At 73.2% G+C, this 13,970-nt stretch carries 11 protein-coding genes; 4 read left to right on the top strand and 7 right to left on the bottom strand.

Features of this window, described 5'->3' with window-relative positions; genetic code table 11:
- Positions 1–58: 58 nt before the first annotated feature.
- Positions 59–730, bottom strand: coding sequence for an aminoacyl-tRNA hydrolase (locus EBO15_RS13840; RefSeq protein ID WP_122194771.1), 672 nt, complete (start codon positions 728–730; stop codon positions 59–61).
- A gap of 158 nt (positions 731–888) precedes the next feature.
- Here EBO15_RS13840 and EBO15_RS13835 point away from each other — a divergent pair, with 158 nt between their 5' ends.
- Together EBO15_RS13835 and EBO15_RS13830 are read left to right on the top strand one after the other, a co-directional pair.
- Positions 889–1,932 carry a hypothetical protein gene (locus tag EBO15_RS13835; RefSeq protein WP_122194770.1) on the top strand — a complete coding sequence of 348 codons (1,044 nt, stop codon included), beginning with the start codon at positions 889–891 and terminating at the stop codon, positions 1,930–1,932.
- A 193-nt stretch (positions 1,933–2,125) separates the two neighbouring features.
- On the top strand, positions 2,126–2,791 hold the full coding sequence (locus tag EBO15_RS13830) for a TetR/AcrR family transcriptional regulator (RefSeq protein WP_122194769.1): 666 nt from the start codon (positions 2,126–2,128) through the stop codon (positions 2,789–2,791).
- Positions 2,792–2,924: 133 nt separating this feature from the next.
- On the opposite strand, the gene EBO15_RS13825 is transcribed toward EBO15_RS13830, so the two are convergent.
- Positions 2,925–5,333, bottom strand: coding sequence for a cellulase family glycosylhydrolase (locus EBO15_RS13825; protein WP_122194768.1), 2,409 nt, complete (start codon positions 5,331–5,333; stop codon positions 2,925–2,927).
- A gap of 240 nt (positions 5,334–5,573) precedes the next feature.
- On the opposite strand from EBO15_RS13825, the gene EBO15_RS13820 reads away from it, so the two are divergent.
- Entirely contained in the window at positions 5,574–5,807 is a 234-nt protein-coding gene (locus tag EBO15_RS13820; RefSeq protein ID WP_122194767.1) for a hypothetical protein, read from the top strand.
- A 46-nt stretch (positions 5,808–5,853) separates the two neighbouring features.
- Here the strand turns inward: EBO15_RS13820 and EBO15_RS13815 are convergent, their stop codons facing one another.
- The 4 genes from EBO15_RS13815 to EBO15_RS13800 form a co-directional block, all read right to left on the bottom strand.
- A complete protein-coding gene (locus EBO15_RS13815) occupies positions 5,854–7,998 on the bottom strand; it encodes an MMPL family transporter (RefSeq protein WP_122194766.1) in 2,145 nt (714 codons plus the stop codon).
- Between the two features lie 65 nt (positions 7,999–8,063).
- Positions 8,064–9,275, bottom strand: a complete 1,212-nt coding sequence (locus tag EBO15_RS13810) for a sensor histidine kinase (protein ID WP_122194765.1) — start codon at positions 9,273–9,275, stop codon at positions 8,064–8,066.
- Positions 9,276–9,327: 52 nt separating this feature from the next.
- Complete coding sequence (locus EBO15_RS13805; RefSeq protein WP_122194764.1) at positions 9,328–10,479, bottom strand: thiolase C-terminal domain-containing protein; 1,152 nt, start codon at positions 10,477–10,479, stop codon at positions 9,328–9,330.
- Positions 10,480–10,674: 195 nt separating this feature from the next.
- Positions 10,675–10,971 (bottom strand): Dabb family protein, encoded by a 297-nt coding sequence (locus tag EBO15_RS13800; protein ID WP_122194803.1) that lies wholly within the window; start codon positions 10,969–10,971, stop codon positions 10,675–10,677.
- A 154-nt stretch (positions 10,972–11,125) separates the two neighbouring features.
- On the opposite strand from EBO15_RS13800, the gene EBO15_RS13795 reads away from it, so the two are divergent.
- Positions 11,126–12,904, top strand: a complete 1,779-nt coding sequence (locus EBO15_RS13795) for a bifunctional lysylphosphatidylglycerol flippase/synthetase MprF (RefSeq protein ID WP_147481487.1) — start codon at positions 11,126–11,128, stop codon at positions 12,902–12,904.
- A 71-nt stretch (positions 12,905–12,975) separates the two neighbouring features.
- On the opposite strand, the gene EBO15_RS13790 is transcribed toward EBO15_RS13795, so the two are convergent.
- Positions 12,976–13,764, bottom strand: coding sequence for a hypothetical protein (locus EBO15_RS13790; protein ID WP_122194762.1), 789 nt, complete (start codon positions 13,762–13,764; stop codon positions 12,976–12,978).
- Positions 13,765–13,970: the final 206 nt, after the last annotated feature.

The following is a 13,970-nucleotide window of genomic DNA, read 5'->3' as shown; positions in this document are numbered from 1 at the left end:
CCCTGAGGGCGGCCACCAGGCTCTGGGACCTGGGGCCGCCCTCAGGGCACGGTCGGCGTCAGCCCGCGATCCAGGCGATGGCCGTCATGGTTCCGGGCGGGACCTCGGTGAACCCGCCATCGCGGACGGCCACGGTGGCACGGTCCACACACTCGTTCCAGGGGACGTCCCGGGCCAGGTGCACGCGCAGGCCGTTCTCGAGCCAGCTCTTCCGTGCGCGCGCGCCCGCCTGCCGTAGCAGGAGGTGAGCGGCGTGCCCGCTCTGGGCCGCGGCCTTACCGGTGGTCATCGTGACGTTCGGGTTCAGCGCGATCTGGGCGTGTGGGCCGTCCGGCGGTGGGAGGGGCTCCTCGGCGAGCGGCAGATCCAGGCCGGCGACCTGAAGTTTGGTGATCTGTGGCGGGACCTCGTCCATCGGGCCCGGAGGGAACGCGCGCACCTGCGCGCCATAGGCCTCGGCCGTGACGCCCGGGAGTTCCTGGGCCTCAGGCCATCGCACTCCGCGCGCGCGCCGGGCCACCTTGCGGATGCGCCGTGACTCCCAGCCCTGGACGCAGGCGTGCCATTCGCCCTCGGGCTCCTGCGCACGCGGGTCGGCCAGCAGCCGCACCACGGCCGTCGCGGCCGCGGCGCACACGGCGTCATGGCTCGGTGGATCGGTCTTCTCCACGCGGACCACCAGTTGCATCGCCCAGGGCGGATCGTCAAGCGGGTCGTAGTCGGGTCGCACGCCTGGAGTATCCCAGTTCCAATCTCCTGCCCCGGACGCGGCTTCCCCGCCACGCATCGGGGTACGGGCACACATATCGCTTCGACGCCGCAGGGGACGCGGCGCGCGGGTGCGGCCGGAGAGGAATCCGAGCGGCGCGAGGCGGTTCGGAGGTCGCCGTGGCCAGGAGAACCTGGAACGAGTCCATTCCAGGCATCGGAACATTCTTCGTAGGAATCGACATCCAACCCGGCCGCTACCGGTGCGATGACGGCAAGGGCGGCTGGTGGGTCCGCTTCGCCGGGACGGGCGGCGGTGACCCTGTGGGTTCGTGGCCGCTGCCCGACGGTCCCACCGAGGTCGAGATCCCCGCTACCGACTTCGCGTTCGAGACCCATGTGCGCACGTACTGGCGCCGCGTCGCGGACGTGGGGTCCGAGCCGTCCCCGGACGCCTCGGAGCCCCGTCCGGTGACCGACCCGACGCTGCGGGCCGAACTCGACCCGCTCGTCCGGCGGCGGCGTCCGCTGGTGGCGCTCGCACCGTTCTCGGTTCTGGGCATGGGGTTCGCGGGGCTGCCCGTGCTCGGATCCATGTGGCTGCTCGGCATGACGATGCTGGCCGCCCTGGTCGCGATCGGCGCGCCGACGGTCTTCCTCGACCTGACGCGCGCGCACGAGCTGGACAAGCGCCGGGACCGCTTCGTCGTGCCGGAGGACCTGGACGACGAGGCGCGGGCCCTGCTCGCGCGCACGCAGACGGCCGTGGACGCCGTCCGCGCGAGCGAGGTCAACCGGGAGGGCCTCCTCGAGAGCGCCGAGAACGCGGTGATCCTGCCGCGCGAGGAGTGGGAGATCGCGCACGCCCTGGCCCGCCAGTCGCGCCTGCGCGCGGACGAGCCGGAGCGGGACGGCGACGTCCCCGAGGTCGAGGCGGTGCTGCGTCCCCTGCGGGAGAAGCTGAACCGGTCGGTGACCGCCGTGACCCGCCGCGTCGAGGCGCTGGAGCGGTACGCCGACCATGTCCGCGCGGCCGACGAGGTCCTCGTCGCCCAGCGCCGCGTGGACGACCTCACCGGGCGCGCGCACGAGTACGACGAACTGCTCGCCGAGACCGTCCGGGACGACATGGCGCTCCCCGAGATCGAGCGCATGACGGAACGCAGCGACGATCTCCTCACCCTCCTCCGCGCCCGCCTGAAGGACTCGGCCCCGGACGCCTAGGCCCTCCCCGTCGGGCATCGTCGGGCCGGTTTGGGACAGGCCGTCCTGGCAGGGCGCCGGGTTCGATGGCATGAGCCGCCGCCGGGCCCGCCACCTGCGTCCCCGGCACGAAGCAAGCGCTAGATCCCCACCTCCGGAAGGGGAGCGCGGCAGATTTGAGCAAGCGGTTGGGCGGACGCGGCATAATGAGAGCGTGACGACCACGAGCACTAATTCCGGACGACCCGAATCCGGCGGCGGGGAGCCCGCCGCCCGCCGCCGCGGCAGGGGCTCGTCGGCCGCCGCGTCGGAGCGCCGCGAGCACCTGGTGCGGCTCGCCGCCGAGCTGTTCGCCGAGAAGGGCTTCCAGGCCACGACGGTGCGCAACATCGCGGACGAGGCGGGCATCCTCTCCGGCAGTCTCTACCACCACTTCGACTCCAAGGAGTCGATCGTGGACGAGATCCTGTCCGGGTTCTTCGAAGAGATCATGACCCGGTACCGGGAGGTCATCGACCGGGGCGAGGACCCGCGGACGACCATCGCGGGCCTGGTCCGCATCGCGTTCGGCACGCTGGAGCCGCACCGCGCCGCGATCACGGTCATGCAGAACGACTGGAACTACCTCAAGGGCATGGAGCGGTTCGCCTACCTCACCAAGTCCGAGGACGAGGTGGAGAAGATGTGGGTGGACACCATCAAGGCCGGTCAGGAGCAGGAGCTGTTCCGCGCCGACGTCGACCCGAAGCTGACCTACCGGATGATCCGCGACACCGTCTGGGTCGCGGTCCGCTGGTTCAAGCCCGGTGGGCGCCTCAACGCGCAGGGTCTCGCCGACCACTACCTGAAGGTCATGTTCGACGGGATCAACACCCACTGAGGTTCGGTTCTTCTGGAGCCCGCTCCGCGCGCCGTGGCGCCGGAGCGGGCTTTTCGTCTTCCCTGGGCGCCTTCCCTGGGCGCCTTCCCTGGGCGCCTTCCCTCGGCGCCTTCCTGGGCGCCTTCCCTGGGCGTCAGTCGATGTCGAGGCTGTAGCGGCCGGTGGCGCAGCCTCCGACCCGCCAGGCGCCCGCGACGCGGCGGCCGGTGAACTCGACGTTCTTCCCGCGCGTGACGAGGACGGGGCGGGCCGCCGAGTCGGGGAGCCAGATGTCCAGGGCGCAGTCTCCGCCGGAGGCCGTCCCTTCCAGGTGGATTCCTCCTGCGCGCGTGTGGGTGAGCTTCGTCAGGCGTCCTGGGACGGCGCGGGGGTAGGCGCGGGACAGGGTCTCGACGGTGACGGAGTCGCGCGGGAGGTCCTTGCCCGTGGCGCAGTCCACCTTGTTGAGGGCGTTGCCGATGGGTTCGGCGCCGTTCTGGGGGTCGCCGCAGGCCTGCTTCCACACCCAGAACGCGCCTCCGATGCCGTGACGGTCCTCTTGGGCGGCGTAGCGCCGGATCTTGTCGTGGATGCTCTGCTCCGAGCCCCAGTAGCCCCATTCGCCGCTCCAGACCGGGATGTTCCGGGCGATGCGGGACGCGAGGGTGAAGCCGTGCTCGACCGACGTGATCGCCGGGAGGCCGAGCGAGGCGTCCATGGTGATCGACTCGGCGTAGAGGTGCGGGGCGAACACCACGTCGGGGTCGCCGGTGAAGGAGCCGCGGGGCATCGGGTCGAAGCCGGTGCCCGACCAGAAGATGCTCGGCTCGGCGAAGAACAGGTGCGGGCGGGCCTCGGCGGACCGGATCCGCTCCAGGACCCGGTCGTAGAAGCGGCCGAGCAGCAGCGTCGAGGTGACCGGGGCCTGCTCGCCGAAGCCGGGCTCGTTGAGCGGGTCGAATCCGGCGACGGACGGGTCGGTGCCGTAGCGGGCGGCGAGCATGCCCCAGGTGTCCACGAGGCGGGTCTGGACACCGTCGCGGTCGTAGTAGAAGTTCGTGAACGCGCGGTCGCCCGCCGGGGAGATGTCGCGTCCGGTGAACTGGCAGCGGGGCGCGCCGTCCGCGTGCGTCGCCCAGGTGGGCGCGCCGTCGTAGCCGTCCATGCGCGAGGTCCCGGCGGGGCAGGACGCGCCGCGCGGGGTCGGCGCGTTGCTCCACCCGTCCTGGTGCATGTCGAGGACGGTGTACATGTCGTTCGCGCGCGCCCAGGCGATGGCCTGGTCGACCCGTCCCAGGTAGGACTGGTCGTAGCGGCCGGGCGAGGGCTCGATCGCGGACCAGGAGACGCCGAGCCGGACGACGTCGAACCCGAGCCCCGCCATCTGCCGGAAGTCGTCCTCGCCGAGCGGACGGGTCGCGGGGAAGCCGGGGCGTCCGGCGTAGAAGTCGACGAGCTGGTTGACGTTGACGCCGCGCAGCAGGACCTGGCGTCCCGCCGCGTCCACGATCCGCGGATGGTCGCCGCGGACGGCCCGCAGCGGCGACAGCCCGTCCCCCACACGGCCGGACGGCACGGTGGACGCCCCCGAATCGGAACCGCCCGCCGCCACGACCACGCCCGCCAGGACGACGACCGCGAGCACGCCGGGGACGGCCCGTCCGATCCGGTGGGCGGGCCGGACGAGGCGGCCGGCGGGGACGGTGAGGAGGAGCGCGGCGAGTCCGGCCGTCCAGCCGACCGCCAGGCCCAACGAGACCCCCTCGGCGATCCGGACGTACAGGGCGGCGGGGGTTTGGAGGGGGCTTCCGAAGCCGTCCGAGATGACGAGCGCGACGACCTGTGCGACGCCGAGGCCCGCGCCCGCCCAGAGCGTCGCGATCCAGCCGCCCAGGAAGGTCGCGGGGAGGCCGCCGGAGCGGCGGGCGAACGTCCGCTGCGTGCGTGCGAGCAGGAGGAACAGGACGGCGAGCCCGGCGGCGAACGCCCAGGGTTCGGCGTCCGGGGACGCCGACGGCACCCACCCGGGCAGGTCCCGTGACCAGTGCGAGGACACCCACGGGCCGCTGACGGCCGCCGCGAGCGTCGCCGTCCCCGCGACCGCCCAGGCGGAGACGGGCGCGGCCTCCGCTTCCGCTTCCTCCGCGGGCCGGGACGAACGGCCGAACCACCACGCCACCGCCGCCGGGAGCAGCGCGTACAGCGCGGCCTTCGGAACCGTGTACGACGTCGACCAGACGATGTCGCCGAACCCGAACATCGGGACCGTCGCCACGGCGACCGTCACGGCCTTGGCCACCAGGACGGCGAGGACGGTTCCGGCCCAGACCGTGGCGAAGCGCCTGCGCGGCAGGCGTCCGAACACGTGCGTCACCCAGGCCGTCCCGGCGAGGACGAGCGGCAGGTGCACGGCGAGCGGCGCGAGCTGCCAGCGGGTACGGGGGGTGAGGTCGCCGGGCAGACCGTAGAGTGCGAAGAACCCGACGGGGTCGAGCAGCGCGGTGGCGACCACCGCGACGGCGAGGACCCCGGCGGTCAGGAACGGAAGCCGACGCGACGCCAATGCGACCCCTCGATGTGCGCTGCGCCCCTGTGACGCAGGACACGGAAATTACATGAAAAACACTCACATTCGCTAGGGGTGCCCGCGACCTGGCCACCGTCGGCTCCGTGAGCCCGGGAAACCCTCACGGCACGTCCCTCCCAGGGGCCCCGGTGCTTTTCGTCACACCTTGCCAAGTTAGGGTCACACGCGAAGCGACGGGGCCGTTGTGAACGATGAGGACTTCGGGGGGAGGGCGGCATGACGGGAACACCGGGACACAGGGCCGGACGGGAGGAACCGCCGCCCGCCGAGCTGCGCGAGGCGATGGCACGCGGGCTCATGGAGCAGTTCCCCGGCGTGCGGGTCTGGTACGGCGAGGCGACCGGCGCCTGGTGGGCGATGGTTCCGCTGCGCTCCGGCCCGCGGCTGGTCGAGGCCGAGACGTTCCAGCAGCTCAGGGACGCCATCATGAGCGTCCGCTCCCGAGGCTGAGCCGAGGGCGATCCGGCACGCGAACGGAAGCGCGTCGGCTTCGCCATCAGCGCGTCGGCACCGGGGCGGGCTCGAGCTCCGAGCGACGCCGGCGGAGGAACCTCGGGGTCCACCAGTTGGCCTCGCCGCAGAGTTCCATCAGCGCGGGGACGAGCAGCATCCGGACGACGGTCGCGTCGATGAGGATCGCGACGCCCATGCCGAGGCCGACCTGCTTGACCGCGACGTCCGCGCCGAGCAGGACGGAGAAGAAGACCATCACCATGATCGCGGCGGCGGCCGTGATGACCCGGGCCGTACCCGCGAGGCCGCCCGCGACGGCCTGCCGCGTCGGCATGCCGAGCTCGTGGTTCTCCCGGACGCGGGAGACCAGGAAGACCTCGTAGTCCATCGACAGCCCGAATAGGATCGGGAACATGATCATCGGGACCCAGGTCGCGACCGGGATCGCGCCCGGGAAGCCGAGCGCCTCGCCCGCCCAGCCCCACTGGACGACGGCGGTCAGCACACCGTAGGCGGCGGCGATCGACAGCAGGTTCATGAGCGCGGCCTGGACGGCGACGACGACCGAGCGGACGAGCGCGACCAGCAGGAACAGCGACAACCCGACGACGACCGCGACGAGCCAGGGCAGGCGGTGCTGGACGTTGTCGGCGAAGTCGATCGAGGCCGCGTTCGGGCCGCCGACGAACACCTTCCCGGCGAGGCCGGTGCCGCGCGTGGCGTCCGGGACGACCGTGTCGCGCAGGCGGTGGACGAGCGTCTGCGTCGCGGCGTCCTGGGCGCCGGTGCGCGGGTAGGCGATGGTCACCGAGGCCGCGCCGTCGGCGCTGGGACGCGGCGGCTGGACGCTCTCGACCCCCGGCGTGGCGCGGACGGCGTCCGCGACCCGGGTCGCGTCCCCGCCCTCGGCGACGATGACGAGCGGGGCCTCGACGCCCGGGCCGAAGCCGCGTGCCAGGATCTGGTGCGCCGCGTACGCGGAGTTGCCGTGCGGCTGCGTGGACGAGTCGGGCAGGCTGAGCCGCATCGACAGCGCCGGGACGGCGAGGACGAGGAGCAGTCCGGCGGCGATCAGCGCGGCCGGGAGGGGACGCCTCTGGACGACGTCCGCCCAGCGCTCGGCGAGGGGGCGCCCGGCGCGGCGGCCGAGGCCGGGCACGCGCAGCCGGTCGATGCCGCGGCCGGTGAAGCCGAGCAGCGCGGGCAGCAGGGTGACGGCGGTGACCATCGTCATCAGGACCGTGGTGGACGCGGCGACCGCGACCCCGGCGAGGAGCTTGTCGCCCATGACCAGCAGCCCGAGCATGGCCACGACGACGGTCGATCCGGCGAACAGGACGGCGCGTCCGGCGGTGGACAGGGCGGTGACAGTCGCGGTCTCGGGGTCCTCGCCGTCGTGCAGGGCCTCGCGGTAGCGGGTGACGATGAACAGCGCGTAGTCGATGCCGACGCCGAGGCCGATGAGGGCGGCGACGATCGGGCTGAACGAGGGCGCGGGCAGCAGGTGGCCGATCAGCCCGATGAGCGCGAGGGCGGTGCCGATGCCGAACAGCGCGGTGACGATCGGCAGGCCCATGGCCAGGACGGATCCGAACGCGATCAGCAGGATGACCATCGCGGCGAGGACGCCGATGCCCTCCGTGGGACCTCCGCCGGGCGTCTCGGCGGAGGCGACCGAGCTCCCGCCGAGCGCGAGCCGGACGCCGTCCTTGGTGCCCCGGACGTCGGAGATCAGCTTGGTGACGTCGCCCGCGGGCATGTCGTTGGACGAGACGTCGAGCTGGGCGGTGGCGAAGGCGCTGTGCCCGTCGGAGGAGATCCGGCCGGGCGCCTGGTAGGGCGAGACGACGCCGGTGACGTGCGGGGTCCGGGCGAGCCGCTGGAGCGCGGGCTGGACCAGGGCCCTGACCGCGGGGTCGCGGACGTCCCGGCCGTCGGCCTGGATCGCGAGCGTGACGCTGTCGCCGTTCGCCTGCGGGAAGTGCGCGTCGAGGATCTTCTGCGCCCTCGCCGATCCGGAGCCGCCGCCCCCGAAGGTGTTGGACGCCTTGGCCGACATCGAGAAGCCGATCGCCATGACGGCGACCGCGCCGAGCACCCAGAGCAGGACGGCGAGCCGGCGCCGCCGGTAGCAGAGCCGGGCGAGGCGGGCGACCGCGCCGTCGGTGGAGATGGTCTTCGTGGTCATGGCAGGAGGGTCCCTCCGGGGCCCATCCCGGCGCGTCGGGTGTCCGGAGACACTTCGCGGCACGGCTACTCCCCCCGGAGTACTCCCCCGGGAGTGTCCGCCGGCGCGGCGGGGGCCGCGGGGAGGACGGCGACGACGCGGAACCCCCGGTCCGGCCCGGGGGCGGCGGTCAGGGTCCCGCCGACGGCCTCGGCGCGTTCGCGCATGCCGGTGAGGCCGTGGCCGCCCCCGGAGGCGTCGGCGTCCGAACCCTGGGTCCCGCCGGGGCCGTCGTCGGCGATCTCGACGCGGACGTCCCGGCCGGAGTGGTCGATGGTGATCCGCGCGGTCGCCGTGTCGCCCGCGTGGCGCAGGACGTTGGTGAGCGACTCCTGGAGGATGCGGTAGGCGGCCTCGTCGGTCGCGGCGTCCAGCGGGACGGCCGTCCCGGACACCTCGACCTCGACCGGCAGGCCCGCCGAGCGCACCGCGTCCACCAGGCTCGGCAGGCGGCCGAGGCCGGGGGCGCGCGGCCCGTCGCCGTCCCCGCGCAGGAGGCCGAGGGTGGCGCGCAGCTGCGCGAGCGACTCCTTGCTGCTGGCGCGGATCGCGGCGACGGCGGCGCGGACCGGGTCGTCCGCCGGGTGGTCCGCGAGGCGGCGCAGCGCCGCGCCCGCCTGGACGGTGATCGTCGCCATCCCGTGCGCGACGGTGTCGTGCAGGTCACGGGCGATCCGGAGGCGTTCCTCGGCGGCGCGCCGGGCGGCCTCGCGCTCCTTCTCCTCGCCCGCCATCCGGAGCCGCTCGCGGGTCTCGGCGGCGAGCGCGCGGCGGCTGCGGATCACCTCGGCGAGCAGGATCACGACCGTGACCAGCGCCCACTGCTGGAGGAACGCGGCGACCGCGGTCGCGGGCGGGTCGCCCTTCCGGATCACGGCGAGGAACCCGAAGCCGAAGAAGAACGCGTTGATCCCCGTCGCCCAGCGCAGGTATCCGGCGAGGACGGCGGAGAACGTCGGCACGCCCACCACCCAGATCGGCGAGAAGCCCGGCGCCCCGGACGCGAAGTAGGCGGTCAGCAGGAAGCCCGCGAGCAGCAGCGACGTCATCGGCCGCCGCCGGTGCAGCAGGACGGGCAGCGGCAGCAGCGCGCCGAGCACGTAGTCGCGCGGGATGGCGGGGCGTTCGCGCGGGTCCTGGCTGACGTACACCATCAGCTCGACGATCCCGGCGACCAGCAGCGTGAGGACGCCGTCCACGACCGCCGCCGGCACGCGGGGCTTCCGGATGCCTCCCACCCCGTCACGGTAACCCCGCCCGGGGCGTCCGGACGACCTGCCCCGGAGGGCTTCAGGCGCGGGTGAGGACGGCGGCGCTGCCGTAGCTTCCGCCGAAGCCGGTGCAGAGGGCGACCGAGGCGCCCGCGACCTGGTTCGTGCCGGTTCCGCGGAGTTGCCGGACGGCCTCGGCGACGTTGTTGAGGCCGTGGACGTAGCCCTCGGACAGCAGGCCGCCGTGCGGGTTCACGGGATGGCGGCCGTTCCAGGCGATCTCCCCGGCGGCGAGCATGACGCCCAGGTCGGGCCGTCCGACCAGGCCGAAGTCCTCGAGCTGGCGCGGGACGAGCCAGGAGTAGGCGTCGTACAGCAGCGCCACGTCGATCTGCTCGGGTCTCATCCCGGCCGCCTCGTACAGCGGAGGGGCGACGTACGCGGAGAAGAGGCGGGTGACGTCGCCCGCCCGGTCCATCGTGGACGCGCCGGGCCCGCCGCCGCGCACGACCGCGTGGACGCGCGGGGCGTCCGGGGCGAGGTCGGCGCGGGTGAGGACGAGCGCGCACGCGCCGTCCGTCTCCTGGCAGCAGTCCACGCGCCGCAGCGGGGACGCGACCATCGGGCTGTCCTTGTAGTCGGACATCGCGAGGCGGCGGCGCTGAAGCGCGCGCGGGTTCCGGACCGCGTGCGCACGAGACTGGGCCACGACCGCGTACAGATGCCGTTCGGTGAGGCCGGTGTCGTACAGGTACCGCTGCCCGGCCAGGGCGAACTGGTGGACGGGCCCGGCCATGCCGTAGGGGTGGGTGAACTGCTCTTCCGTGCCTTCGCCGAGTTTGAGGCCGAGCGCGTTCATCCGCTTGCCGGAGCGTCCGTTCAGGGCCCGGTACACCAGGACGGTCCGGGCGAGACCCGCGTCGATGAGCATCGCCGCGTCCGCGAGGATCGACGCGCTCTGCGTCCCGCCGCCGTAGATCTCGTTGTGCCAGCCGATCTCGGTGACGCCCAGCTCACGGGCCAGGTAAAGAACGGGCGTGGAATCGTTCAGGTGGTAGCTGAGGATCGCGTCGGGCGTGTCGGCGGCCCCGCCGGTCGCCTCGGCGGCCTCCGCGAGGGCCGCGCGCGCGGCCTCGGCGGCGAGCGCCAGTTCGGTCCGGCCGGACGCGCGGGACAGCGCCGTCATCCCGATCCCCGCGACCGCCGCGCGTCCCGAGAACCCCTGCCTCATCCGGCCTCCGGCCGCGCCGTGTCGTCCGGGACGCCGCGGGCGCCGGTGCGCGCCCGCGGGGACGCCCGCCGGAGACGGGGCGCGATCCGTCCCCGGCGGGCCTCGTCGCCGAACCTAACCCGGCCACGGGGATTAAGACAAGCGCTTGCTCGGTTAGACTGGCGGACGAGCCCTGGAGCGCGGGCCCATGGCGACTCAGAGCTCGTACTGGACGGCGGTCCGGGACGCGATGAGCGGCTTCATGCCGTCCACCACGGCCCGGTGCTCCGGGTTGTCGCGGTAGGCGAGATAGGCGTCGCGGTCGTCGAAGTCGGCCACGATCGCGAAGTCGGCGCTGCCGGGGTTGACCCCCGCGTCCGACCCGAGGCTGTAGGCGCGGATCTCGGGGACGACCCCCGGAAGATCACTCAGCCGCGCGGCTACCTCCTCGACCTGGGCGGTGGTCGTACCCTCGATCCATGTGAAGAGCACCACATGACGGAATCCAGTCATGGAAGCACCGTAGCGGTGGGTAGGACGGAACCAGGCGACCTGTCCACGCATCAGAGAAACTAGGCCCAATGCCCCACCAAGGCCGTAAATAAACGTTTCCAGGCGGGAATGGGTTCCCACGGACCGTGGTTGCAGCCGTTCGGAGGTGTCTTCCGTGGACGCAGCGAGGCACGACGCAGCGAGGAGCACTGCGGCGCAGGACCCGGCGCTGGACACGACCACGGGCACGGCGACCGGCACAGGGTCAGGCACGGCGTCGGGGACGGGCGGGAGGCCGCACGCGGGGATGCACGCGGCGCCCACCTGGCCGCACGCCGTCGCGACGCTGGGGGTCGGGGCGATGCTCTCGGTCCCCGCGGTCCACGGCACGCCGTCCTGGCTTGACCGGCTGTCGCTGCTCACGACCGGGCGCCCACTGGCGCCCGCGCACGCGGTGGTGCTCGCGATCGCGCTGGTCTTCGTCGCCCGCGGGGCGCTGCTGCGCCGCCGCGCCGCCTGGTACGGGCTCATGGTCATGGTCGGGATGGGCCTCGCGGCGGTCGCGATCGGCGGCGACGCCTACTGGCGGCTGCCCGTGCTCGCCGCCGCGGCGGTCGCGCTGTGGTTCAGCCGCGACACCTTCGTCGTCCGCCCGCACCACGACCGGATCCGGTCGGCGGTCCGGCTCGGCGCGGTCCTGGTGGTGGTCGCGGCGGTCCTGACCGTGGTGCTCGGCGGGGTGACGATCCGCTCGGTCGGCCCGGACGTCGCGCACGGCCTGTCCGCGACGGGCGGGCCGTCCGGCGGGGCGGCCTGGCTGCCGGGCGCGCTGTCGCTGATCGGCGGGGTCGGCCTGCTGGTCCTGGTGGTCACGCTCCTCGCGCCCGACCCCGCGCCGCCGCCCGGCGACGAGGACGAGCGCCGCCGCGTCGCGGGCCTCGTCGCGCACCCCGGCTCGGACACGCTCGCGCCGTTCGCGCTGCGCCGCGACAAGGCGTACGTGTTCAGCCCGGACGGACGGGCCGCGATCGGCTACCGGGTGCTGTTCGGCGTCGCGGTCGCGGGCGGCGACCCGGTCGGCGCGCCGGACGCGCACGACTCCGCGATCAACGCGTTCCTCGACCTGTGCCGCCGGTCCGGCTGGCGTCCGGCCGTGCTGGGCGCGAGCACCGCGCTCGTGCCGTCCTGGGGCGGGCTGCGCTCGTTCGGGTTCGGCGACGAGGTCGTGCTGTTCCCCGAGACGTTCTCCCTGTCCGGACGGCAGATGCGCAACGTCCGGCAGGCGGTCCGGCGCACCCACAACTTCGGCGTGACGTCCGAGATCGTCCCGGAGCGGGAGATCGGCGACGAGCTGCGCGGCGGCCTGCTGGACGTCGCGAACCGCTCGCTCGGCGGAGCGGCCGAGCGCGGTTTCTCCATGAACCTGGACGAGCTGCTCACCGGCTACCACCCGGGCGCGGTCGTCGCGGTCGCCTACGGCGAGGACGGCGCGCCGATCGCCTTCCAGCGCTACGTCTCCGCCGGTCAGGGCCTCAGCCTGGACGCGATGCGACGGCTTCCGGACGCCCCGAACGGGCTGAACGAGCGGCTGATCGCCGACATCGCGGAGTGGGCGAAACAGCGGCGGATCGACGTCGTGTCGCTGAACTTCGCCGCGTTCCGCGAGCTGCTCGACGCCGACGAGCGCGGCCCGGTCCAGAAGGCCGGCTACCAGGCGCTGCACCTGCTGGATCCGTGGATCGCCGTCGAGTCGCTGTACCTGTTCGACCGCAAGTTCCGTCCCGGCTACCGGCCGCGCAGCATCGTGTTCCGCTCGTGGGGCGACATCGGCTGGCTCGCGGCCGCGCTGCTCACGCTGGAGTTCGGCCGCGTCGGCGACGTCCCGGCCGCCGACCACGCCCTGGAGCCCATCGCGGACCCGTCCGGGTTGGGCCATCCAGGCCGCACCCACTGAGTCTCCGACGAGAGAGCCCGCCGCCCGGACCGCAGAGTCCGGGCGGCGGGCTCGTCTTCAGGGACGCGAGGTCACTTGACCTTGCTGATGTCGACCACGTCCGCCGGGGCGTCGATCTGGAGCGGCGCGTCGTACTCGGAGAAGTCGAAGGTGCCCTCGGGCAGCTCGCCGACCGGGGCCGTGGAGTTGATCCGGAGCAGCTGCGGCGTCCCGTTCGCGGACACGAACACCGTCGTCTTCCCGCTCGAGCCCGTGAGGCCGATCGCCGGGACTCCCCCGATGTCCTCGCGGCGGGTCCTGATCCCGCCGGACGCGGTGAACTCCTTGCGCAACGGGGTGAAGACCTCCTGGTCGAACTGCTGGAGGCCGAGGAAGGTCTGGAACTGCTTGGCCTGGCTCGACGGGAACAGCACCCACTTGCCGCCGAGCACCGCCCCGGTCGTCTTGTCCTCGAGCGTGTCCGCCCAGAAGGCGGTGTCGGCGTTCATGTAGAACTTGCCGCCCGTGGTGCGGATCTTCACGGTGGAGGGGCCGCTCCCGAAGCCGCCCTGCATGGTGCCGTCCGCCTTGTCGGTGCCGACCCGGGCGTCAAGGCGCATCGCCTGCCCGTCGTCCTTGAAGTCGCCCCTCATCCGCACGGACTTGGCGTTCTTGAAGGCGTCGAGCGCGGTCTTCACGAGCTCCGCCGGGGGCTTGGCGGAGTTGTCGGCGCCGGACGGGGCGGCGGACGACGTGGCCGCGTCGAGGGTGCTCTTCGGTGCGGCGTCGTCCTTCTTGCCGCCGTCGCCGCCGCAGGCGGTCAGGGTGAGCGTCGCGGCGAGCAGTGCGGCGCCCGCGGTCATGGTGGTGGTGCGTCCCACGTGTGCCGTTCCTCTGGTCGATCTGGTGGTGTGAGTCCGAGGTGGGGCGCCCAGAGGTGAACGTAAGTTGACAAGTCGCACATAACACTTACATCTCATCGAAACGGGCGAACCTCCAGTGCGGCTCCCGTCCGGCCGGGCAGGCTGTTAGGCTTCCCAAGCGAGCGCTTGGTACGTAATGTTGGCAGGGTGCGGCTCCGCCCCCG

The sequence above is a fragment of the Actinomadura harenae genome, assembly GCF_003696215.1.
GTDB lineage: Bacteria > Actinomycetota > Actinomycetes > Streptosporangiales > Streptosporangiaceae > Spirillospora > Spirillospora harenae.
Note: the sequence above shows the minus strand (reverse complement) of the source record. Positions and strands in the feature narration are given on the sequence as shown.